Source organism: Bacillus coreaensis (assembly GCF_050586445.1).
Lineage (GTDB): Bacteria > Bacillota > Bacilli > Bacillales > Cytobacillaceae > Robertmurraya_A > Robertmurraya_A coreaensis.
The window spans coordinates 213,861-233,193 of the sequence record NZ_JBOCCY010000006.1 but is presented as its reverse complement, the minus strand read 5'-3'; the positions used below and the strand labels follow the sequence as shown (position 1 = coordinate 233,193).

20 protein-coding genes are annotated in these 19,333 nt (G+C 36.1%); all 20 read right to left on the bottom strand.

The genetic code is table 11. The features are described 5' to 3' along the window. Positions 1–5 precede the first annotated feature (5 nt). The 20 genes from ACQ5H4_RS12150 to ACQ5H4_RS12055 all read right to left on the bottom strand — a co-directional run bounded on the left by ACQ5H4_RS12150 (position 6) and on the right by ACQ5H4_RS12055 (position 19,285). Complete coding sequence (locus ACQ5H4_RS12150; RefSeq protein ID WP_430775167.1) at positions 6–149, bottom strand: YwzD family small protein; 144 nt, start codon at positions 147–149, stop codon at positions 6–8. Positions 150–172: 23 nt separating this feature from the next. After that, on the bottom strand, positions 173–1,246 hold the full coding sequence (gene galE / locus ACQ5H4_RS12145) for a UDP-glucose 4-epimerase GalE (protein ID WP_430775166.1): 1,074 nt from the start codon (positions 1,244–1,246) through the stop codon (positions 173–175). A gap of 39 nt (positions 1,247–1,285) precedes the next feature. Continuing rightward, on the bottom strand, positions 1,286–2,356 hold the full coding sequence (locus tag ACQ5H4_RS12140) for an EpsG family protein (protein WP_430775165.1): 1,071 nt from the start codon (positions 2,354–2,356) through the stop codon (positions 1,286–1,288). A 107-nt stretch (positions 2,357–2,463) separates the two neighbouring features. Then, complete coding sequence (gene galU, locus ACQ5H4_RS12135; RefSeq protein ID WP_430775164.1) at positions 2,464–3,345, bottom strand: UTP--glucose-1-phosphate uridylyltransferase GalU; 882 nt, start codon at positions 3,343–3,345, stop codon at positions 2,464–2,466. A gap of 14 nt (positions 3,346–3,359) precedes the next feature. Continuing rightward, entirely contained in the window at positions 3,360–5,192 is a 1,833-nt protein-coding gene (locus ACQ5H4_RS12130) for a polysaccharide biosynthesis protein (RefSeq protein ID WP_430775163.1), read from the bottom strand. 28 nt (positions 5,193–5,220) lie between these two features. Then, positions 5,221–5,364, bottom strand: coding sequence for a hypothetical protein (locus ACQ5H4_RS12125; RefSeq protein ID WP_157077395.1), 144 nt, complete (start codon positions 5,362–5,364; stop codon positions 5,221–5,223). A gap of 257 nt (positions 5,365–5,621) precedes the next feature. Further along, positions 5,622–6,284 (bottom strand): CpsD/CapB family tyrosine-protein kinase, encoded by a 663-nt coding sequence (locus tag ACQ5H4_RS12120; RefSeq protein WP_430775162.1) that lies wholly within the window; start codon positions 6,282–6,284, stop codon positions 5,622–5,624. After that, positions 6,274–6,993 (bottom strand): YveK family protein, encoded by a 720-nt coding sequence (locus ACQ5H4_RS12115; RefSeq protein WP_430775161.1) that lies wholly within the window; start codon positions 6,991–6,993, stop codon positions 6,274–6,276. Before ACQ5H4_RS12115 ends, ACQ5H4_RS12120 begins: the two co-directional genes overlap by 11 nt. A 181-nt stretch (positions 6,994–7,174) precedes the next feature. Further along, positions 7,175–8,971, bottom strand: a complete 1,797-nt coding sequence (locus ACQ5H4_RS12110; RefSeq protein ID WP_430775160.1) for an ABC transporter ATP-binding protein — start codon at positions 8,969–8,971, stop codon at positions 7,175–7,177. An 11-nt stretch (positions 8,972–8,982) separates the two neighbouring features. Beyond that, on the bottom strand, positions 8,983–10,149 hold the full coding sequence (locus ACQ5H4_RS12105) for a nucleotidyltransferase domain-containing protein (RefSeq protein WP_430775159.1): 1,167 nt from the start codon (positions 10,147–10,149) through the stop codon (positions 8,983–8,985). Further along, a complete protein-coding gene (locus ACQ5H4_RS12100) occupies positions 10,127–10,618 on the bottom strand; it encodes a lasso peptide biosynthesis B2 protein (protein ID WP_430775158.1) in 492 nt (163 codons plus the stop codon). Before ACQ5H4_RS12100 ends, ACQ5H4_RS12105 begins: the two co-directional genes overlap by 23 nt. Before the next feature lie 31 nt (positions 10,619–10,649). After that, positions 10,650–10,940 carry a lasso peptide biosynthesis PqqD family chaperone gene (locus tag ACQ5H4_RS12095; protein ID WP_430775157.1) on the bottom strand — a complete coding sequence of 97 codons (291 nt, stop codon included), beginning with the start codon at positions 10,938–10,940 and terminating at the stop codon, positions 10,650–10,652. Positions 10,941–10,944: 4 nt separating this feature from the next. Then, the gene (locus ACQ5H4_RS12090; RefSeq protein WP_430775156.1) at positions 10,945–11,862 is read right to left on the bottom strand and encodes a phosphoenolpyruvate carboxykinase (ATP); all 918 of its coding nucleotides are present in this window, start codon (positions 11,860–11,862) and stop codon (positions 10,945–10,947) included. Positions 11,863–11,956: 94 nt separating this feature from the next. Further along, positions 11,957–12,082: a paeninodin family lasso peptide gene (locus tag ACQ5H4_RS12085; RefSeq protein WP_430775155.1), complete on the bottom strand. Its 126-nt coding sequence runs from the start codon at positions 12,080–12,082 to the stop codon at positions 11,957–11,959. Positions 12,083–12,096: 14 nt separating this feature from the next. Further along, positions 12,097–14,016, bottom strand: coding sequence for an asparagine synthase-related protein (locus ACQ5H4_RS12080; RefSeq protein ID WP_430775154.1), 1,920 nt, complete (start codon positions 14,014–14,016; stop codon positions 12,097–12,099). Positions 14,017–14,232: 216 nt separating this feature from the next. Then, positions 14,233–15,093: an EamA family transporter gene (locus ACQ5H4_RS12075; RefSeq protein ID WP_430775153.1), complete on the bottom strand. Its 861-nt coding sequence runs from the start codon at positions 15,091–15,093 to the stop codon at positions 14,233–14,235. 226 nt (positions 15,094–15,319) lie between these two features. Next, positions 15,320–16,285: a glycosyltransferase family 2 protein gene (locus tag ACQ5H4_RS12070; protein ID WP_430775152.1), complete on the bottom strand. Its 966-nt coding sequence runs from the start codon at positions 16,283–16,285 to the stop codon at positions 15,320–15,322. A 15-nt stretch (positions 16,286–16,300) separates the two neighbouring features. Then, on the bottom strand, positions 16,301–17,473 hold the full coding sequence (locus ACQ5H4_RS12065) for a glycosyltransferase (RefSeq protein ID WP_430775151.1): 1,173 nt from the start codon (positions 17,471–17,473) through the stop codon (positions 16,301–16,303). Positions 17,474–17,657: 184 nt separating this feature from the next. Further along, the gene (locus tag ACQ5H4_RS12060; protein ID WP_430775150.1) at positions 17,658–18,878 is read right to left on the bottom strand and encodes a GGDEF domain-containing protein; all 1,221 of its coding nucleotides are present in this window, start codon (positions 18,876–18,878) and stop codon (positions 17,658–17,660) included. A gap of 107 nt (positions 18,879–18,985) precedes the next feature. After that, positions 18,986–19,285, bottom strand: coding sequence for a spore coat protein (locus ACQ5H4_RS12055; protein ID WP_430775234.1), 300 nt, complete (start codon positions 19,283–19,285; stop codon positions 18,986–18,988). Positions 19,286–19,333 lie beyond the last annotated feature (48 nt).

The following is a 19,333-nucleotide window of genomic DNA, read 5'->3' as shown; positions in this document are numbered from 1 at the left end:
CTCAGCTATTTGGAATCAGCTAACACTTGATTTTTTATTTCTTCTATAACATCTTTAAGTTGGATATTTTCTGCCTCTGTCCCTTTAACATATATGTTCATCATGATTGCTTGCAGTTTCTGTTGGGTTAACTGTTCAGATATAGCCATCTTACTAACCTCTCTTGTGAATCTTATTTATTTGTACTTAAAAAGTCCTCACTTGGAATAATGTGAGGACTTTCAGTATCTTGATTTTTATCGTACCCTTCGGGATTATTAATCTGCCATCGCCATGCATCTTCACACATTTCGTCTATCCCCATCTTAGCAATCCAGCCGAGTTTTTTCTTAGCTTTTAATGGATCAGCGTAGCAAACTGCTACATCACCAGGTCTTGAATCAACTATTTCAAAAGGAATCTTCTTGCCTGAAGCTTTTTCAAATGCAGAAATTATATCTAAGACACTATAACCTTTTCCAGTACCAAGATTGTACACTTCAATCCCAGTTGAATATGTAATCTTTTCTAAAGCTTTCAAATGGCCTAAGGCCAAATCAACTACATGAATATAATCCCTTACACCCGTTCCATCTTTGGTCGGGTATTGATTACCAAAAACATTCAGCTTCTTTAGTTTTCCAACGGCTACTTGTGCGATATAAGGCATAAGATTATTGGGAACGCCATTTGGATCTTCACCAATTTGTCCACTGTCATGAGCACCAATAGGATTAAAATATCTTAAAATAGATATACTCCAGTTATTATCTGATTTATAAAGATCTTGTAAAATTTCTTCAAGCATTAACTTTGTACGTCCATAAGGATTTAATGCTCCTAAAGGGCTATCCTCCGAAATTGGGAAATATTCCGGTACTCCATAAACTGTTGCAGAGGAACTGAAAACTAATTTTTTTACATTAAATTTTTTCATCATCTTGCATAGGACAAGAGTGCTTGAAATATTGTTATGATAATATTGAAGAGGATGATAGATAGATTCTCCAACTGCTTTCAAACCTGCAAAATGAATAACTGCTTCAATATTATTTTCTAAAAAAACTTCTTCTAAACTATTTTCATCCAACAAATCATGATTATAAAATTTAAAAGAACAGCCTGTAATTTCTGTTATTCTTCTAATTGCTTCTGGCTTGCTATTAATAAAATTATCCAAGACCACAATTTCATGACCTGCATGTAGTAATTCAATGCATGTGTGACTACCAATATATCCAGCTCCTCCAGTAACTAATATAGCCATTTATTCCCTCCTGTTATGATTCGTAGATATGAATTTTTCTTAACCCAAGTAATTACTTGTGTACTTTATATTTAGGTTAATTACGGTTTCGTAATAATAATATGCAAAATAGCATACTACTATTGCATAATATACAAGCTTTTGGTCTTTTTCTCTAAAAACCTTGATAATCCATGAAATTAAGATTATTTGGTAAAGTTCAAAATAAATATTAAATCTGGCAAAAATCCAGTTTCCGGTCGAAATAATCATAAAGGATAAACCGATTAAAGCCATGTTTACAATAAAGTCACTTTCTGGATATATTTTCCTCAGTTTTTCTCTACCAAAGAAAGCTATGACCAGGGGAACTGCAAACACGATCACCCTTAAAATATTTGCTCCACCTTCATTAAAACCACCGTAAACACCGTATTGACTATCCTCAATGGCAGTGAATAATACTTTGGAAAACTGATTAAAACCAAGAACAATTAGTATAGAAAAGAATAATAGGATTACAGTTGCCTTTGACCAAGCTCTATATCTAACTAAAAAATATATCGGAATTAATATGAGTGCACTTTGGTGGAAAAGTGATGCAAAAATTACTACTAATATATATCTAAACCAATTTCCTTCAATTAAATATTTTGTAGCTGTAAAAATAATAGCTGTTGCTAAACATTGTTTAATTCCATTCATTGTGACTAAAAACAAGCCACCCGTTATATACACATAGATACTTAATTCAAACAACCTTGAGTATTTATATAATCCAATAATGATAAGAACATTAGTTATTACAGCAGTGGTAAATATTAATATTTGCGGATCTTCTGAATATCTTTGTAGAATCATTTGAAGAACACCAAACCCAATGTCATCTTGAGATTGGATTAATTCCCAGGTAAAATTGTTAATGTTGTAGGTATGCATATAGAAGGGGGTATCTCCAATATTATTACGTAGTCCAGAAACTAAAATAAAAGATAATATGGTACCAAACGCCAATAATTTATTTGGTTTTATTGACACCAATGAACCATTTAATACTAGCGTGTTGGAAAAATAACGTGAAAAAAGTGAAAATAAAAATACTATCGCAAGATTGATCCAGAGAACAGTCATACAATAGGTCCTTTCAGGATTTTTTATATAATTTAATATCTTTTACCTTTTTTAGACAATTTTCTCTATATATGTGTGAGTAAAGAAGGTACAAGACTTCCTCCTGTTTATTTAATCAATTCCTTGTCTAAAGTAGCAGATAGATAGTTTAATAATGGAGTTTTTAAATCCTTATGCTTCAAGGCAAATTCAATTGTTGTTTGAATAAAGCCCATTTTTTCTCCTACATCATGTCGAGTTCCTTCAAAATCATATGCATAAACTGCTTCGTATTGATTTAATCCTGCAATGGCATCAGTTAACTGAATTTCTCCCCCAGCCCCTGGTCCTTGTTCTCCTAAAATATCAAAGATTCTAGGGTTTAAAATGTAGCGACCCATAATGGCTAGATTTGAAGGAGCCTCTTCCATCTTAGGTTTCTCTACTAAGCTATTCACACTAAAGGATCGTTCACCAATTTCATTGCCATTTACAATTCCATAGCGTGATACTTCTTCCATAGGAACCTTTTGAACACCAAGAACGGAAGCTTGATATTTTTCATATTGATCAATTAACTGCTTTAAACATGGTTTTTCAGCTTGAACAATATCGTCCCCAAGGAGAACTGCAAAAGGTTCATTCCCAATAAATTTTCTTGCACACCAAATGGCATGGCCTAAGCCTTTGGGCTCCTTTTGACGAATATAATGGATATCTGCCATTTGTGAGGATTTTTGCACTTCACTTAGTAACTCAAACTTTCCTTTTTCAATTAAGTTTTGTTCTAGTTCAAAAGAGTTATCAAAGTGATCTTCAATCGCACGTTTTCCTTTTCCGGTAACGATAATGATATCTTCAATCCCTGAAGCAACAGCCTCTTCAATAATATATTGAATCGTTGGTTTATCTACGATTGGTAGCATTTCCTTTGGCATCGCCTTTGTCGCTGGAAGGAATCGAGTTCCTAATCCTGCTGCTGGAATGATTGCCTTTTTTACTTTTTTCATTTTTTTCCCCTTTCTTACCCTGAAATAGATACAACAGTTGCTTTCTTTCTCTTCACCTTATTGTTCGCTAGGCTAACTAACACTTCTTTTAACTTTTCCTTTTCCATGGTGTGGAAGGTTTGGACTATCTTATCAATATCCTCGAGATAAAGTGTAGCCGGTTTTCCAATATATATATTCGGAAATACTTGTTTTTCCTGTACTTCATCATCCTTTAAAAGCTCTTCAAATAACTTTTCACCGGGGCGGATTCCTGTGAATTCAATTCCTATTTCTTCTATTGTATAGCCTGACAGCTTGATTAAATTCTTTGCCAAGTCTACAATTTTCACGGGTTCTCCCATATCTAAGACGAAGATTTCTCCTCCACGTGCTAGTGCACCTGCTTGAATGACTAGTCGAGAGGCTTCTGGAATGGTCATAAAATATCGAATCATATCTGGATGGGTGACTGTAACCGGCCCACCTTTGGCAATCTGCTTTTTAAATAATGGAATGACACTACCACGACTACCTAGTACATTCCCAAACCGTACTGCAACAAATTTCGTCTTACTTTTTTGATCCATGTTTTGAACGATCATTTCTGCAAGTCTTTTCGTTGCTCCCATCACACTGGTTGGATTCACAGCCTTATCTGTCGAAACCATGACAAAGGTTTCAACCCCATGCCAGCGAGCTGCTTCCGCCACATTTCTTGTACCAATAATATTATTTTTGACCGCTTCTTCTGGATTACGCTCCATTAACGGAACATGCTTATGAGCTGCTGCATGATAGACCACTGCTGGATGGTGAGTACCCATCACATTCATCATTTTCTTAGCATCCTGTAAATCAGCAATTTCCGTCACATACTCAATTGGGAGGTGTCCAAACTTTTCTTTTAGCTCTTGCTCAATGGAGTAAATACTATTTTCACCGTGGCCAAGCAACACAAGTTTCTTTGGTGAGAACAAGGATATCTGCCTACACAACTCTGATCCAATAGAACCACCTGCCCCAGTTACTAGTACGACCCGATTAGTAACATACTCCGAGATACGATCCATATCAAGAACCACAGGACTACGACCAAGTAAGTCTTCTACCTCAACATCCCTAATACCACTAACAGACACTCTTCCCGTCACAATGTCCTCTAGCATCGGAAGAATTTGAGTCTTCGCCTTTGTTTTCGCACATTCTTGAAAAATGATGTTCAAGTCTTTTCTTCCTAAAGAAGGAATGGCAATAATGATATTATCTATACCTAGTGAATCGACGGTTTTAGTTATTTGACCAATGCTCCCGACTACCGGTAGCCCTAGGATGTCTAATTGATGTTTATTAAGATCATCATCTATAAATGCAATTGGTTTTAATACGGAATCACTACTTCTTAGTAACTGTCTTGCCACCATGGTTCCTGCAGAACCTGCACCAATAATTAAAGCTCTCTTTTTTACTTCAGATGAACGCAAATAGTTATCACGATATATTCTCCAACAAAATCTTGATCCACCAATCATGGACATATGAAGAAGCCATGTAACGGCCAAAAGTCGGAAGTAGATCTCTCCAAGCATAAACTGTTGAGTTAGTGCTGCTGTCAGTATAGACAACGTCACCACTTTACATATGATGATCATTTCTCCTACGCTTGCATATTCCCATGCCTTTTTATATACATGTAAAAGCAATGAATAGACATGATGACTAAGCACGATCGCTAATGAGCTTAATACAATTGGTGTAGTGATGACACCAGTACTTGCATTTGTCAAGAAGAACCCAAAGAAGATGGCTGTTAATACAATGAAGGAATCAATTAATATAAATAATGACACTCGCTTCTTATAAGACAATTTTTATTCCCCCTATTCGTCTTACGACTTAATCTAATGTCACATTTCTTCGTTGAATGGCATAGTCAATGATCTTTCTAATTTCTTCTAGCTGCTCACGTGTTGCCTCTTGTTTTATGTACCTCACTGTCTTTTTAAGCGACTTCGGAAACTTATCAATATTACCCATCAATAATCGAACTCCTTAGGAATAAAATAAAAAACTTAACTATACGTTTTTCTGTGTAAAAGCGTATAGTTAAGTTTTTTATGAATAAAACAGGGCATCTAACCCCACCTCACATCACACTATCGACGACTCGCGTCTAAGGTTTTACACCCACAGCATAACCGAGTGCCTCCATTGATATAGGTTAGGAGGCATCACCTTTCAAATTGTTCTATTGTGAACATGATAATTCTTAATTAAGAACAAATGAGTTAAAAAAATTAGCTTACTTGATTTACAATTACACCAACTAAAGGAGCCTTCGCAAATTCTAAGACCTTCTTAGATTCTTGAGCTGCCTCCAGTTTGGTTTTTGCTTTTTGTACAACTAGAATGACTCCGTCACACAAGTTTGCTAGAACCTTGGTGTCTGTTACCTCAAGTACTGATGGTGAATCAACCAAAATAAGGTCATAGAGTGGTTTTATATGTGATAACAATTCTTTCATTTTCTCTGATTCAAGTAGCTCTGCGGGATCCATTGGAATCGGACCACTTGTTAATAAATCTAGATTATTAATATTACATTTTTTAATTGCTTCACAAAGGGGTGTTTTCTCACTAAGAACATCTGTTAAGCCAACTTCATTAGTCACTTTAAATAGTTGGTGAATAGTTGGATTTCTAAGGTTCCCATCAATAAGAAGGACTTTTTCTTTTTGCTGAGCAATGGAAATAGCTGTATTAGCAATAATGGTTGATTTTCCTTCAGATTGCCCTGGAGAGCTAACCACAAGCAAATTGTTTTTCTCATCTTCATTTAGGAAGTGAATATTCGTCCTTATCGTTCGAAACTGTTCAGAAATGATTGATTCAGGATTTGAGTAGGTAATTAAGTTCCTCTTCTTAATCTTTGTTAATTCCTTACGTCTACTAAATACCAATAGAATCACCTCGATTATTCACGCTTATCTTTTTGGTTTTGTTAATATTCTTTTTGGACATTATGGATACACTCCCCAAAATAGGGACTTCTAGAAGTTCCTCAACTTCCTGCTCTGAGCGAATGGATTCATCCAGCGAGTCAACCAAAAATATTAAGCCTATCCCTATGACAATGCCTCCAATAATAGCGGCCCCCAATATCTCACTTTCATTACTCTCATTAATAGGAATTGGATTTACCTGTGCATCCGAGAGTAATCTAACATCATCAAAATTCATAATATTAGGAATCTCTTGAATAAAGACACTGGCAGTTGTATTGGCAATTTCTGCTGCTAGTACAGGATTTACATCAATGACACTGATTTTCACCACTTGTGTCTCATCAATACTTCCAACCTGAATACTTTGAGCTAAAGATTCTGGTGTTCTCTCAATACCAAGTTGATTTATTACCTTCTCTAATACTGTTTTGTCCTTAATGATCACTTCAAGTGTCTTTCGTTGCCCTCCATCCGCATTAATAATGATATTAGTAGATGAACTATATAACAGCGTTGTTTGATTGATCGAACTGTAAAAATAACCAAACAGGGCTGCTAATATTGTGATGGTTATTCCAATCCAAGCACGTTTCTTTAAAACTCCAAGTATTTCTTTTAGATTTATTTCCTTAGCGATGCGTCGATCTGTTTGTAATCGCCCCATACATACCACCTTGTTCTCTTTGTATTGTATAGTTCTAAATAAAGAACAACCACTACAAAAAAATAGACTTCCTTTGTGGAATCCACTTTTTCGAACTAATATTCTTTATAATAAATATATTAGTTCTTTATAAAGAACAAGTCAATCGATTTTTATATATTTTATAAAGAAAAGGTAAATCTTATTGAATTGCTTCAAACTGTTGATTACCAAGCAAGTGACTAAATAACCCTCTTCGATCCTTCGCCAACTGATTAAACTTTCCTGATTGAATAATCTGCCCTTGATCTAAGACAATGACCTGGTCAGCATTTCGAATCGTTGATAAACGATGAGCAATCACAATAATCATCATTTTCCCTTTTAATCTATCAAGGGACTCCTGAATTTTTCTTTCATTTTCTGTGTCTAGAGCACTTGTAGCCTCATCAAGTACTAATATTTCTGGGTTACGTAAAATGGCACGAGCTAAAACAACACGTTGTCTTTCCCCACCGGAAAGTCGAATTCCTCGGTCTCCTATTAATGTATCTAAACCATTTGGGAGATTTTTCACAAAGTCAGCCGAAGCGAAATCAAGTGCTTCCCATAAATCTTCTTCAGTTGCGGATGGCCTTGTAAGTAGTAAATTCTCTCTTATCGTTGTGTTAAATAAGAAAGGATCTTGAGGTACATAACTAATAGATCGCCTCAATCTTAATAAGTCCTCTTGAGAAAGTTTTACACTGTCAATTAAAATTTCTCCTCGTTCAGGCTGATTTAACCCCATAACTAAATCGACTAACGTACTTTTCCCCGCACCGGAGGGACCTACAATAGCAGTCATCTGTTTAACTGGAAAGGATATATTAATATTTTTTAAAGAATATTTATTATCTTCCTGACTGTAACGAAAGTACACATTTCTACACAATATATTATGGGATATCTCTAGTCTCTGCTTATTCTTTTCATCTAAATCTTTAAATTCTTTAGCCTTTCTTGACTCATTTCTTAGCTTAATTACTGCTTTTAGAGCAGGAACGATGGTTGCTATTTGTTCAAGATTTGATTGGATTCCCGTTACACGAGGCCAAAGTCTTGAAAAAATAACTAGGATTAACATAAGTTGTGCTGTCTGTGCTTGAAACAAACGGACAGAAATAAGGATAAAAATGGCAATTAATGCTACAGATGAAATTTTATAATAGAATTGTGAAGAGGTTTTTAATTTAATATACTCCATCTGTTCTACGTACATTTTTTGTGTAATGGAATGAAACCATTCCATTCTGGAGTTTTCAAGATTATTACTTTTTATTTCCTTCATTCCATTAAAATTATCGGTAATTCCTGCTAAGAAGTTCTTTCCATTTTCTGAAGTCTTGTTTCCTAGTGCGCTAGATTTTTTGATAAAACCTCTAGAAAATATCGCTAATACAAGCCCACTCATTAATACGAAGGCTGTTATACTCGGTGCCAAAAAGAAGGCAATACCAATCTGAATGATGGTAAAAATGATGGAAGTAATTAATTGTAAAAAGACATTTGTACCTGCACTAACTCTTGCTAACTCTGCTGTAATCGTATTAATAATATCTGTCTTTCTCCTCTTAATGTAAAAATCCCAATTTGCTAATAACAAATCTCGGTACATTTCAACACGTAAATGTTTGGCATAACCATGTTGTATTTTCACATTTTTTACTGTTATATATCTTTGAATGGTATTTAGAATCACGTTAACAAAGACAAATAGTCCAAGAATTAGAATAAGTCTTAGTTCCTCCGGTATTTTATTTAATACTTGAAATACCAAATATAAAGGCATTGTCTTTTCATTTACGTTCACCATCCCGCTGTAGGTCACTAGTGGTAACAGCAATAACATACCCACCCCATCTAATAAACTGATCAATACCATACCTAGAATATTCAAATAAAGTTTTTTTCCAACAAAAGAGTATAACTGTTTATAAAAATATAAAACCTGTTTCATTGAATATCCTCCTATGATAATACATGTCTACTCTTCCTTTTCCATAACAGTAAAAATGGGCGTAGCGGAAAATATAGGAAATGTAACTTTTTGGGTAATGGTAAAATTTCAGCATCTGTATAAAATGGATGTAGAATACTAAATAAATGCACTATTTTTTGTTGAAGAGACATTTGTGAAAACAAGTGCCTAGCATGGTATTTAGAAATTTCTATCGGCACTGGATCATTATGTAAATTGACCATATTTTCAAGATAAAAAACAGCATCCTGAGCTAGTTTTTTTGATTCACTTTTCGTTATTAAATCCCTCAAATCGCTCGGTATTGTAGTTTGAAACAGCGAATCGGATAATACTAATGATTGACCAGCCACTTTTTCGGATTGACATTCTTGTAGAAGCAGAATAACATTCTTCCAATCTAAATCCTTTTTAAGAATCTGATGAATATCCATAAGCCAGCGGAGACGCGACCACCCATGACGAGCACCATGAGTTACAAGGAAGTAGAACAAATCCTCTTCTCCCAAATAATAAATAGGATTGTCTTTTAATACACACTCTCTTTTTCTACTCCATAAATCTGCAAAAGACGGTTCGTTACTTGGTGCAGGATTTAGTCTCCAATGTATTTCTACCTTTGTTCGATGAGTTTTATGAAAATAAGTAAAATGATGGTGTCTCCATTTCCAATCTCCTAATAAGGATTTAATATAGTCATCCTTTTCATATCCCAGACTAACTAAAGTGTTTTCAACTGCTTGAAGATTAACCATAGATGTTAAAATATCCAAATCTCCACACGTTCTACTTGATAAATCACCATAAAGGTCTCTTGCTAATATTGGCCCTTTTAAAAACAAAATTTTAATTCCGCATTTTTGTAAAGCATGATTGATCATTTCCATTTCTCTAGAGAGAAAAAGCATGTGAAAAGTATTTTTTTCGTAAGATATTTTTAACTTTTGAAGTACATTCCCGGGAATCGACTGAATGTTTGCTTGAATCAGTTTCTTATATAGAGCGGGGTACAGGCGATGATGGTGTGATTGCTTTAGAAATAAGTCCCAATTTATTTGTTTATCTTTAATTAGTGGATTATTATCTTCAAGTATGTCCAAAATTAATTTTAATTCAGCTGGGATATTGGATAGGTTAATTACGCATTCGCTCTTCATGGCTTTCCCCTTTTTTACTATCTGTTCTTTTTGCAAACATACTTACAACTGTAAACCTCTTCATTTCCTCAGCACCGGATACATAAAAAGGGCCACTACGCAGCCATGCATGTGCAATTAACTTGCCGTCTATTTCTCTAGCAGTCCCCAAATATAAGGTACTATCAATCTTTCTTCGTTCTAACATTTTTAGTCCAGCAATCCCTTTCACAAGACATTGGCTTTCCCAAAAAGTATATTTACTCATTAGATGAATAGCTGAGGAAATATCTCTTATTATCTGTCTTTGACTTTCGATAAGATCATGATGGGTCTCTTCCATATAATCACCTAATATAGGTACAACTAGGGAGAAGTTTCTCAGTTTAAGTATTCTTGCCCATCCTAAAAATATAAATGCTTCGCATAATAGAATCTTTGTTTTTGTTTCTAATAATAAAAAATATTTACATTTCGAGAACCATTTCATTTCTAAGACCTCTTATAGAATGTGTAATATCTTACACTACTTTTACTAACCCTTCTTTTAGTAAATGATTAAGAAAAGTTATGACTTGTTCCTCACATTCCTCGTGCTCAATCTCATACATTTCCGTTAATTTAGTAATAACATCTTTTACCATAGTAGATTCTTCTAATAAGCCCCAAATAGTGCCGCCACTTTCACCCAAGTTATAGTACTTTCCATTTTCAATACTAAGCATTACCTTTTCCCCACCCATATCACTTACGATATTTCCTTCTACTTGCTTCACATAATCAGTTAACAGAATCTCTTTTTCCTTTAACATTTTTTCACTCCTTATCTATTGTAGTTAAGACTAGATCGGTTAAATCATTTATGGTAAGACGAGTAGCCGGTCGTTGTAATTGGTACATAGAAGTTGCTCCCGCCACCGCAGTTGTTAATTGAAAATGCCATTCTTGAATATTTAATCGTTCAACTAACAACTGTCGGAAAGTATGATCGTATAATTTTTTAATTTGTTCTAGTTTATTAATCGGGCGAAGGATCACATCCTCTTCCTTGCCTTTCATAAGTTCAAAAATCCCGCCTAATTCCATTGGTTCTAGATGGAAATGGGAAGAAACAGGAACGATAAACTTTGTTTCACGATCAAATATAGATGAAAACTGATCTGCATCAACTCGAAAAGCATCCAGGCTTTCTTTCCAAAGCTTTTGTTGTGGATATGCTGGAGTTACCATAGGCTTGTTATCAATAAATGAAATAGGAATTATATCATCACTTAATAGCCTATATCCTTTTGAGAGCAAGGCCGCAGCAAGTGTAGATTTTCCTGCTCCTGATTCTCCAACTATCCCATATGCTTTATTATTTATAGAAATAGCACTTCCATGAAGTGGTAGAATCCCTCTTTGTAAAAGAAGCGCTCCCATACAAGAACCTAGTATATATAAACGTATTCGATCCTCCAAATCAGACTTTAATGGAGAAACGGCTATGTTATTTCCATTTTCAATACAGAAAATTGCTGTCTCAGGTATATGAATCCAAACTACATTATCTTCTACAACACAAAATCTATTAAATGCTTGAAGATTTCTCCATGCATCCTGTAAGTCCTTAATTTCAATATTAATATCAACTAAGTTCGGTTTTTCATCCATTTTCATTAATTCTGGTAGTTCAAATTCACTACTAAATATCATTCCAAATGCCCTATAAGTACTCCTTTGAAGTGTTTTCAATGAATTACCCCCACGGTATTACAAAAAATTCAATACGCCCTCATACCTTTTCATGCTATGAGGGCGAAATTGATTCGTCTAAGTATAATAACTATTAGCTGTAGTGAACCATTTCGTCCTGATCTGGCTGAACTGTATCAGGAGTTTTAATCCCTGGGCCAGCCATAGTCATACTTACATTAAGAACTTCTAACTGTGGTGCTTTCCATTCTTTCTTCATACTATCACCTCCTCTCAAGATTGTTTATTTATAAATCGATATAGGATAAGACTTCTCATTAAAATTTTATTTTCGAACTCAAACACAAAATTATCTGTTGGATTCTTTTTCAAAACTGATATCGCATTATTTAAGGTTTTTTGATTAATGAAACCAGAAAAACTTGAATCATCTCTCATCATTTCAAGCTCACATATATACTGGTCCAAGGTAGGTTTCATACGATGAATTCCATCTGCGCCTTGGACTCCTTTTGTGCTCATATTTAATCGAATTTCATCAGGTAAGTGCCCTTTCGCAGCCCTTCTAATTAGTGCCCTATCCAACCCATTTTGAACATATTGATCTTCAGGGACAGATAAGCAAAAACGAATAACTCTTAAATCATTTGTTGGATCCCTGTCAACTAGACCATACCTTAAGGATAATTTGGAACCATAGGTCCCTGACGTATTCCAATAATAAACCTTTTGAAATTGATCCATTCTAATTTGGAAAACATTTGATTGGATTTTCCCTTCAATATCAATACCATGATCCTCAAGTTTCTCTAAAACCTTTGTCCTACTAGCAAAACCTTCATTTATATAAGACGGGAACAAATCTTCTTGTTTAATTTTCGTAAACATCTTTTTGTTTACTAATGAAATAACTCTACTCTTCTTTACACCAAACTTATTAGAATATGAGTTAATCTCTTTATAAAATTTAATAAGTTTTAACTGCCTTAATAATAATCTGTAGTATTCAAAAGCTGGCCCCCAAGATATTGACCAATTACCCCTTTGACCATTGAGAAGAACTCCGATCCCATTTTCCTTTGCTACTTCAAAAATCCCTCTTAACCAGTAGGTATTTTCAAAGAATTTATACGGAGTTTCTAGTACATCTATCCATTCGTCAATTTCAGTGTAAGAGTTTCTTTCCTTAAAACTATGAAACTGGGATGATATATTCCCCACATAATTCACTGTTTTTTCAACCATTGGTTGTTCGTTTGCTATCCTACTTTTATGTGTCCAATTAACAAAGTCATCTACAGGGACGTAACTAAAGGTATGTAATTTTTTATCTTCTAGAAGTAGTTTTTTGGCAGCAAAGCTAGCAACCGAGCCGGAATCTAACCCTCCACTTAAATGAGCTCCAACATTCAGATGTGTCCGTAATTTTGTATTCACAGCATTAGTGAATACCTCAAGAAATGCCTCTACATATTCCTCATCTGACTTTAAATAGAGCTTTTTATCGTTAGTTAGGTAGCAATATCTTGTATGCTTCACCTCCTCATTACGTATGGTAATAGAATGTGACGGTGGGAGCTGTTGTAGCTTTTGATACACCGTAATATTAGGATCCACGGACTCATACATCCCAGGATTCGCCAAATACTCCGCTATCCACATTTCATTTAATTCAGCGCTAACAAACGGCAACCCCAAAATTGGCTTCATTACCGTACAAAACACAAACTTTTGTCCATCTCTAAAGTAATAGAGCGTTCGACTACCTGAAAAATCTCGTGCCCCAAATAATTTCTGCTCTTTCTCATCCCAAATCATAAAGGCAAAGTCACCAACTAAATACTTAGGTGACTCCTCGCCCCATTTATGATAAGCAAGAAGAATCAGTTGGCTATCTGTGATTTTTTTCTGATCTTCTCTATGAATTTGTAGAAGTTGAAAAAGCTCATCACGATTGTCAATGATTGCATCGGCTGTAATAGCTAGCCCTCTAGTATAGTCATAGAATGGTAGTTCTTCACCTATTGATTCTGGTGTGATCCATTGAGCATGGCAACCAAGAAACAGACTATCCTTATGCCAGGTTTGTATGTCGTTGGCAGGAAATTTTTCTAGAGCTTTCATCATACTAGCACTATGTTCTATTGAGACGGGTTCCCCGTTTAAATTTAAGATTCCAGCAATTGCGCTCATGGTTCCTCCTGATTACAAACAATCTGTATTTATGAACTCTAACTTGTTCTCATTAAAGAACAACGTTCCCAAAAAAAAAATCGTCTCTTTAAGTGGTTTATTGTAGTTCTCTATTGAGAACTTAATTCGATAAACTAAAAATACCACCTTCCTTTACAATAGTCAATCTACTTTTCAAAATTTACAAAAATAAAAAAAGACATCCCATTCAAATGTCTACAAGATCAATAATGCCGTTCCAATTGTAATTAAAACTGCTCCTGCTATCGTGTTCTTTGTCGGCTTTTCCTTTAATATAAAAAAGCTAAGCACCATCGTGATTACGACACTGAACTTATCAATCGGAGTGACTACACTCACTTTTCCAAGTGCAAGTGCTCCAAAGTAACAAAGCCATGAAAGTCCGGTTGCTACTCCTGACAAAATCAAAAATATGTACGAACGTTTCGAAATGGTTTTTAACTGACTGCCGGTTTTTTGAAAAAAAACAATTCCCCAAGCGAATAAAAGAATGACAACGGTTCGAATGAAGGTTGCCACGTTTGAATCAATTCCTTCAATTCCGATTTTAGCCAAGATATTTGTGAGCGAAGCAAACACCGCTGAGAGTACAGCTAACCAAATATAAGATTGACCAACTCGTACTTTATCTTTTTCTTTATTTTTCCCGATTAATACAAATGTTCCGATGGAGATAATAAATCCTCCTGCCATAACTAAGGTAGTCGCAGGCTCCTGTAATACAACAAATGAGAGAATAATGGTCAACACGACACTTGCTTTATCAATTGGAACCACTTTGGATACATCACCGATTTGAATAGCTTTAAAAAAACATAGCCACGATAAACCTGTTGATAATCCTGACAACATCAGATAGAACAATGCTTCTCCAGACATCTTAAACACAGCGTCCGTCTGTTTGGTGATGACAACCATAACAAAAGCCATAATTAATACAACAACTGTTCGTACAGCAGTGGCAAGATTTGAGTTAACATTTTCGATTCCGAATTTGGCTAGAATGGCCGTTAGTGCCGCAAATAGGGCCGCTAAAAACGCTAATATAATACTCACCTGAATCAACTCTTTTTCGTTTTTTATTTTTAATATTCCACTGTTATGCAGTGCAATTCTTTATATTTTATTTTCGTTAATCACCAAGCATTCGTCCAGTTTTAACCACACAAAAACGAGATTACTACCTATCTAGAAATCTCGTTTTTATTAGACTAATGTATCCTCGGTTTTTATTTTCATCGTAACTGTGCTTTGTCATACTAGGATTGCGTGCTAGATATATTTAATTCCTCCGCAGCAGGAACAATATCAGAAGCATTTTCTGTTTCCTTCCTATAAGTGGATTACCCAGCAGTTGGAACAGCCATTTGCGCAGACTCCTCTTCAGCTTCGCAATCTCTTCCTTCTCATGCGCACATTCCTGAACCGCCTTATAGTAATACCAATAGAACATATCCAAGTACGTTTTGAGTGATCTCCGGTATAATTGTGCCTTACCTATGGAACGCAAAAAAATAGCACGATCCTCCAGCGCATAGGCTTTATCAGCCTTCCGAATTGTGAAGGTTGAGTTCACAATACTCTCAGGACGCTGATAGTAATAGTATAATGGTTGCGGAATATAGGTAATCTTCGAGCACTTATATAGCAGTCTATGAATAATATGTACATCCTCGAACAAAACCCCATCCTTATAACGCAAGTCATTGAAAAGATGCCGTTTATACAGCTTGTTCCACGCAAGCACCCAATGAAGGCCGTTTTTTTTGCCAGACTGGTGATCTTCATCTACGTTTAGCAGCCTGTCGATTGCTTGTAGATTCGTATAATGATAAACTTCGGGCACCTCAGTAGGTAACACTTGTGAGATTTGCTCTTCGTTTGTCCTCACATAATTGCACATGACTATATCTGAAGAATGAATTCTCGCTAGTTCGTGCAGCGTCCCAATCATCTCCTGGTGAATATAATCATCGCTGTCCACGAATACGATATACTCGCCTTCTGCAACATCGAGCCCCGCATTCCTCGCCGAAGACAAACCACCGTTAGGCTTATGAATCACACGAACATTCGAATGTTGTGAACCATATAAGTCGCAAAGCCCGCCACAACCATCGATAGACCCATCGTTCACTAAGATCAGCTCAAAGTCTTGGAACTTTTGCTCCAAGATGGAATCAACACACCTGCGTAGATACTGTTCTACGTTATAGACGGGAACGATAATGCTCACTTCTGCTTTCATATTTTATACCTTCCCTCAGCTTAATATATGTGAATACAATATCTCGAGCTTCTCATCCGTTGAATCCAATCCTCTCATACCCACTTGGGATATAAATCTCTTACGGATTTCTTCATAATCGAATAGTTTCTTTAATGCTGAATATAATGCATCTTCATCAATCGTTACTAGAAAACCTGTAACATCGTCCTCAATCTGCTCCACCGAGCTATTTGTGACCGTTGCAACGATAGGCTTTCTCAGGCACCGAGCCTCAGCTATTGCTAGATCATAGGCTCCTATTCGTGAGGGCTGCACGTAGATATCACAATTCTTCATATATGGATACGGATTCATTTGATTCCCAAGAAGAACAAGCTTTTCCTCTAACCCCATCTGTGCTGTCCGTTGTTCTATGTACGTTCTTAACTTTCCCTCTCCAACGCAATACCAACGTACGTTGTACCCATCAGCTATTAGCCTCGCGAGCACACCCGGAATGAGATCCTGCCCTTTCTCTTTGGATAATCTGCCGACCGTCACTATCCGGAACCCATCAAATTCATCATCGAAGCCCGGACCCTGATCAGCCTTCGTCAAGATCTCTTCGCTAGAAATAAAGTTATACATAACATCCACTGTGCTTCTAATCTCGGGGAGAGTCCTAATGAAGCTAAGTTTAGATTCGTCAGACACACAGAATATTCTGTCGTACCCACTGTACATCTCTATACATGCAGAATGATGAATATTGGGAAACTTTGAGATATCGCTGTGCACCCATACGAATCTCTTTTTCGCTTGGACGTTGTGGAGGGTATACCAATCAATAAAGCCGCATGGAAAAAAATAAGAGATCGCAACGTCATACTCCTCTTCGATTTTCGGAAGCATTAATGCTTTGTACAGATATTGTTCATAGTAATCCTTCGACCTCATTTGTATGGAGAGTACAGTGCTATGGACAGCTTTGATCAGCTTTCCGGTACGCAAATATCCCTTGACAGTATCGGTCATCCCAGCTGTACCATAAGGGATTTTCTTGATCTCTACCCAGCTCGGAACATCTCCTAGCAGTTCTCCATCATCTGTTAACACATATAACGTAATTTTGAACTTGCCTTTTGGTATCACTTTGAGCATAGACACAAGCGCTTTCTCTGCCCCGCCCATCTTCATATCCTTCGTGACGATCGCTAGACGCTTCATGGTCTCCCTCCCCTCCCATATTTAATTAAATTTTAATATTTTAAAATATTCGTCTCTTCTTAAATTTATCCTCCTTTATTTGTTATTAATAATGAAGTAGAAAATTAAGAAAGCTATTTTATTAAACCTAAAAAAAACAGGGAAACAACACCCTGTTTTTTTAGTCTAATATTCTCAACATCATCTATATGCTGACACTCGCACTCGCACTTGCACTCGTCCCCACTCGATTTCTCCCCGCATCCTTCGCCTGATAAAGAAAAAGGTCGGCCTGTTCAATGAGTAGTTCTAACTCCTCTTCCCTACCAATCGTGCTAGATACATAACCTACGCTGATAGTTACATAATCAGCAACTGGTGAAAATTCATGTGGTAGCAGGAGATTTTCAACTGCACTTCTAAGGTCCTCTGCCAACTGTTGAGTCAACTGATGATCTATATCAAACACTACCACTATAAACTCTTCTCCTCCAAATCGAGAAGCGATACTAGAAGGAACATCTACTACCGTCTTTAACACGTTTGCTACAGCTTGTATCACCTTATCACCTTGTAAGTGCCCATAATGATCGTTATATGGTTTGAAAGCATCGATGTCAATCATAAGAATCGATATTGGTCTTTCCTGATTTGAATGGGTCAATGTACTTTCAATGTATTGATAAAATCCTCTTCGGTTTGATATTCCTGTGAGCTCGTCTAGCATCGAAAGCTCTTTTAGCTTAGCGTTCATCTTTTCATTTTCTTTTATTTTTTCAGCAAGTGAGTTGTTTGATTCTTTTAATAACAGCTCACTGATGTAATTGGTCGCGTAGCTTCGATATAGCATTCTAGAAGCAAGCCAACAGAAAAATAGGAAGACAGTTAAATTGATAAAATGTCCCATTACAACGGTACTCGAGGGTTGAACTATTGGTAATCCGATTCCTAAAACGAGAATGGCTGGTGTGTAAATGGCCAGCATGATTTTATTAGTGGCATGAAACAGAATCGATACACACATAAAGTTCACAACAAACGCCATGACATGTCCGTACTCTTTTTGGTCTACGAGCGTTACAATTGCACCCCAAACTAAAAACAAACTGACAAGGCTTAATAACACAGGTTTAGCCCACTTATTCCGGGAGACCTGGCGCTCGAACCACCGTATTAATAAAAGCATCGTACTAGCCATGATGACTAAAGTGATATACAGAATAAAATATGTATTTCCATCTACTAAGATTTGTTTCGTAGCGTAAGTTTCAGCCATATTCATTCCAAGTAAAATAGCTTCGAATAATATGACAATACTAGCGAATAGCTTACAGCGTTGGATGTTTTCTTTAAACAGGTATTCTTCTAATAATATTTTCTTTTCCCTAGGGATATCTGGTGTAAGAAAGGAACGTTTGGTTTTCATTTCACAACCTCATTTCGGTACTATTTACCTAGTATACAAAAGAAGGAAGATGAAATATATTCTTTTCTTTTTAAAAAGCTTGCGGACATTCGCCACAAGCTTTCCCGTTAGTCGTTCGATAGAGACATAGCCGTTTCCGCAGTCCTCAAATCCACCTCTAGTTGTTTTTTCGTATCTTGAGGATGATAATACCCTTTTTCCATCATATACTTCGAAATTTTCCGATGAGCATCAATCGCATCCTCAAGTTGATCCATTAAGGTTTGTCTAATTTCTGGAGTAGCGGTTTCGGTAATGGCAAATGAGTAGTTTCTTACCGCCGTTTTTGATGCCATTAAAAGGTCGGTCGCGATGACCTGATCGGTTAATGGAGCCATGCCTGTTAGTTTTTCAATGAATCCGTTCATAGTATCCTCCGTTACGTAAGATGACGTTTTAACCCTTCGATATGTCTG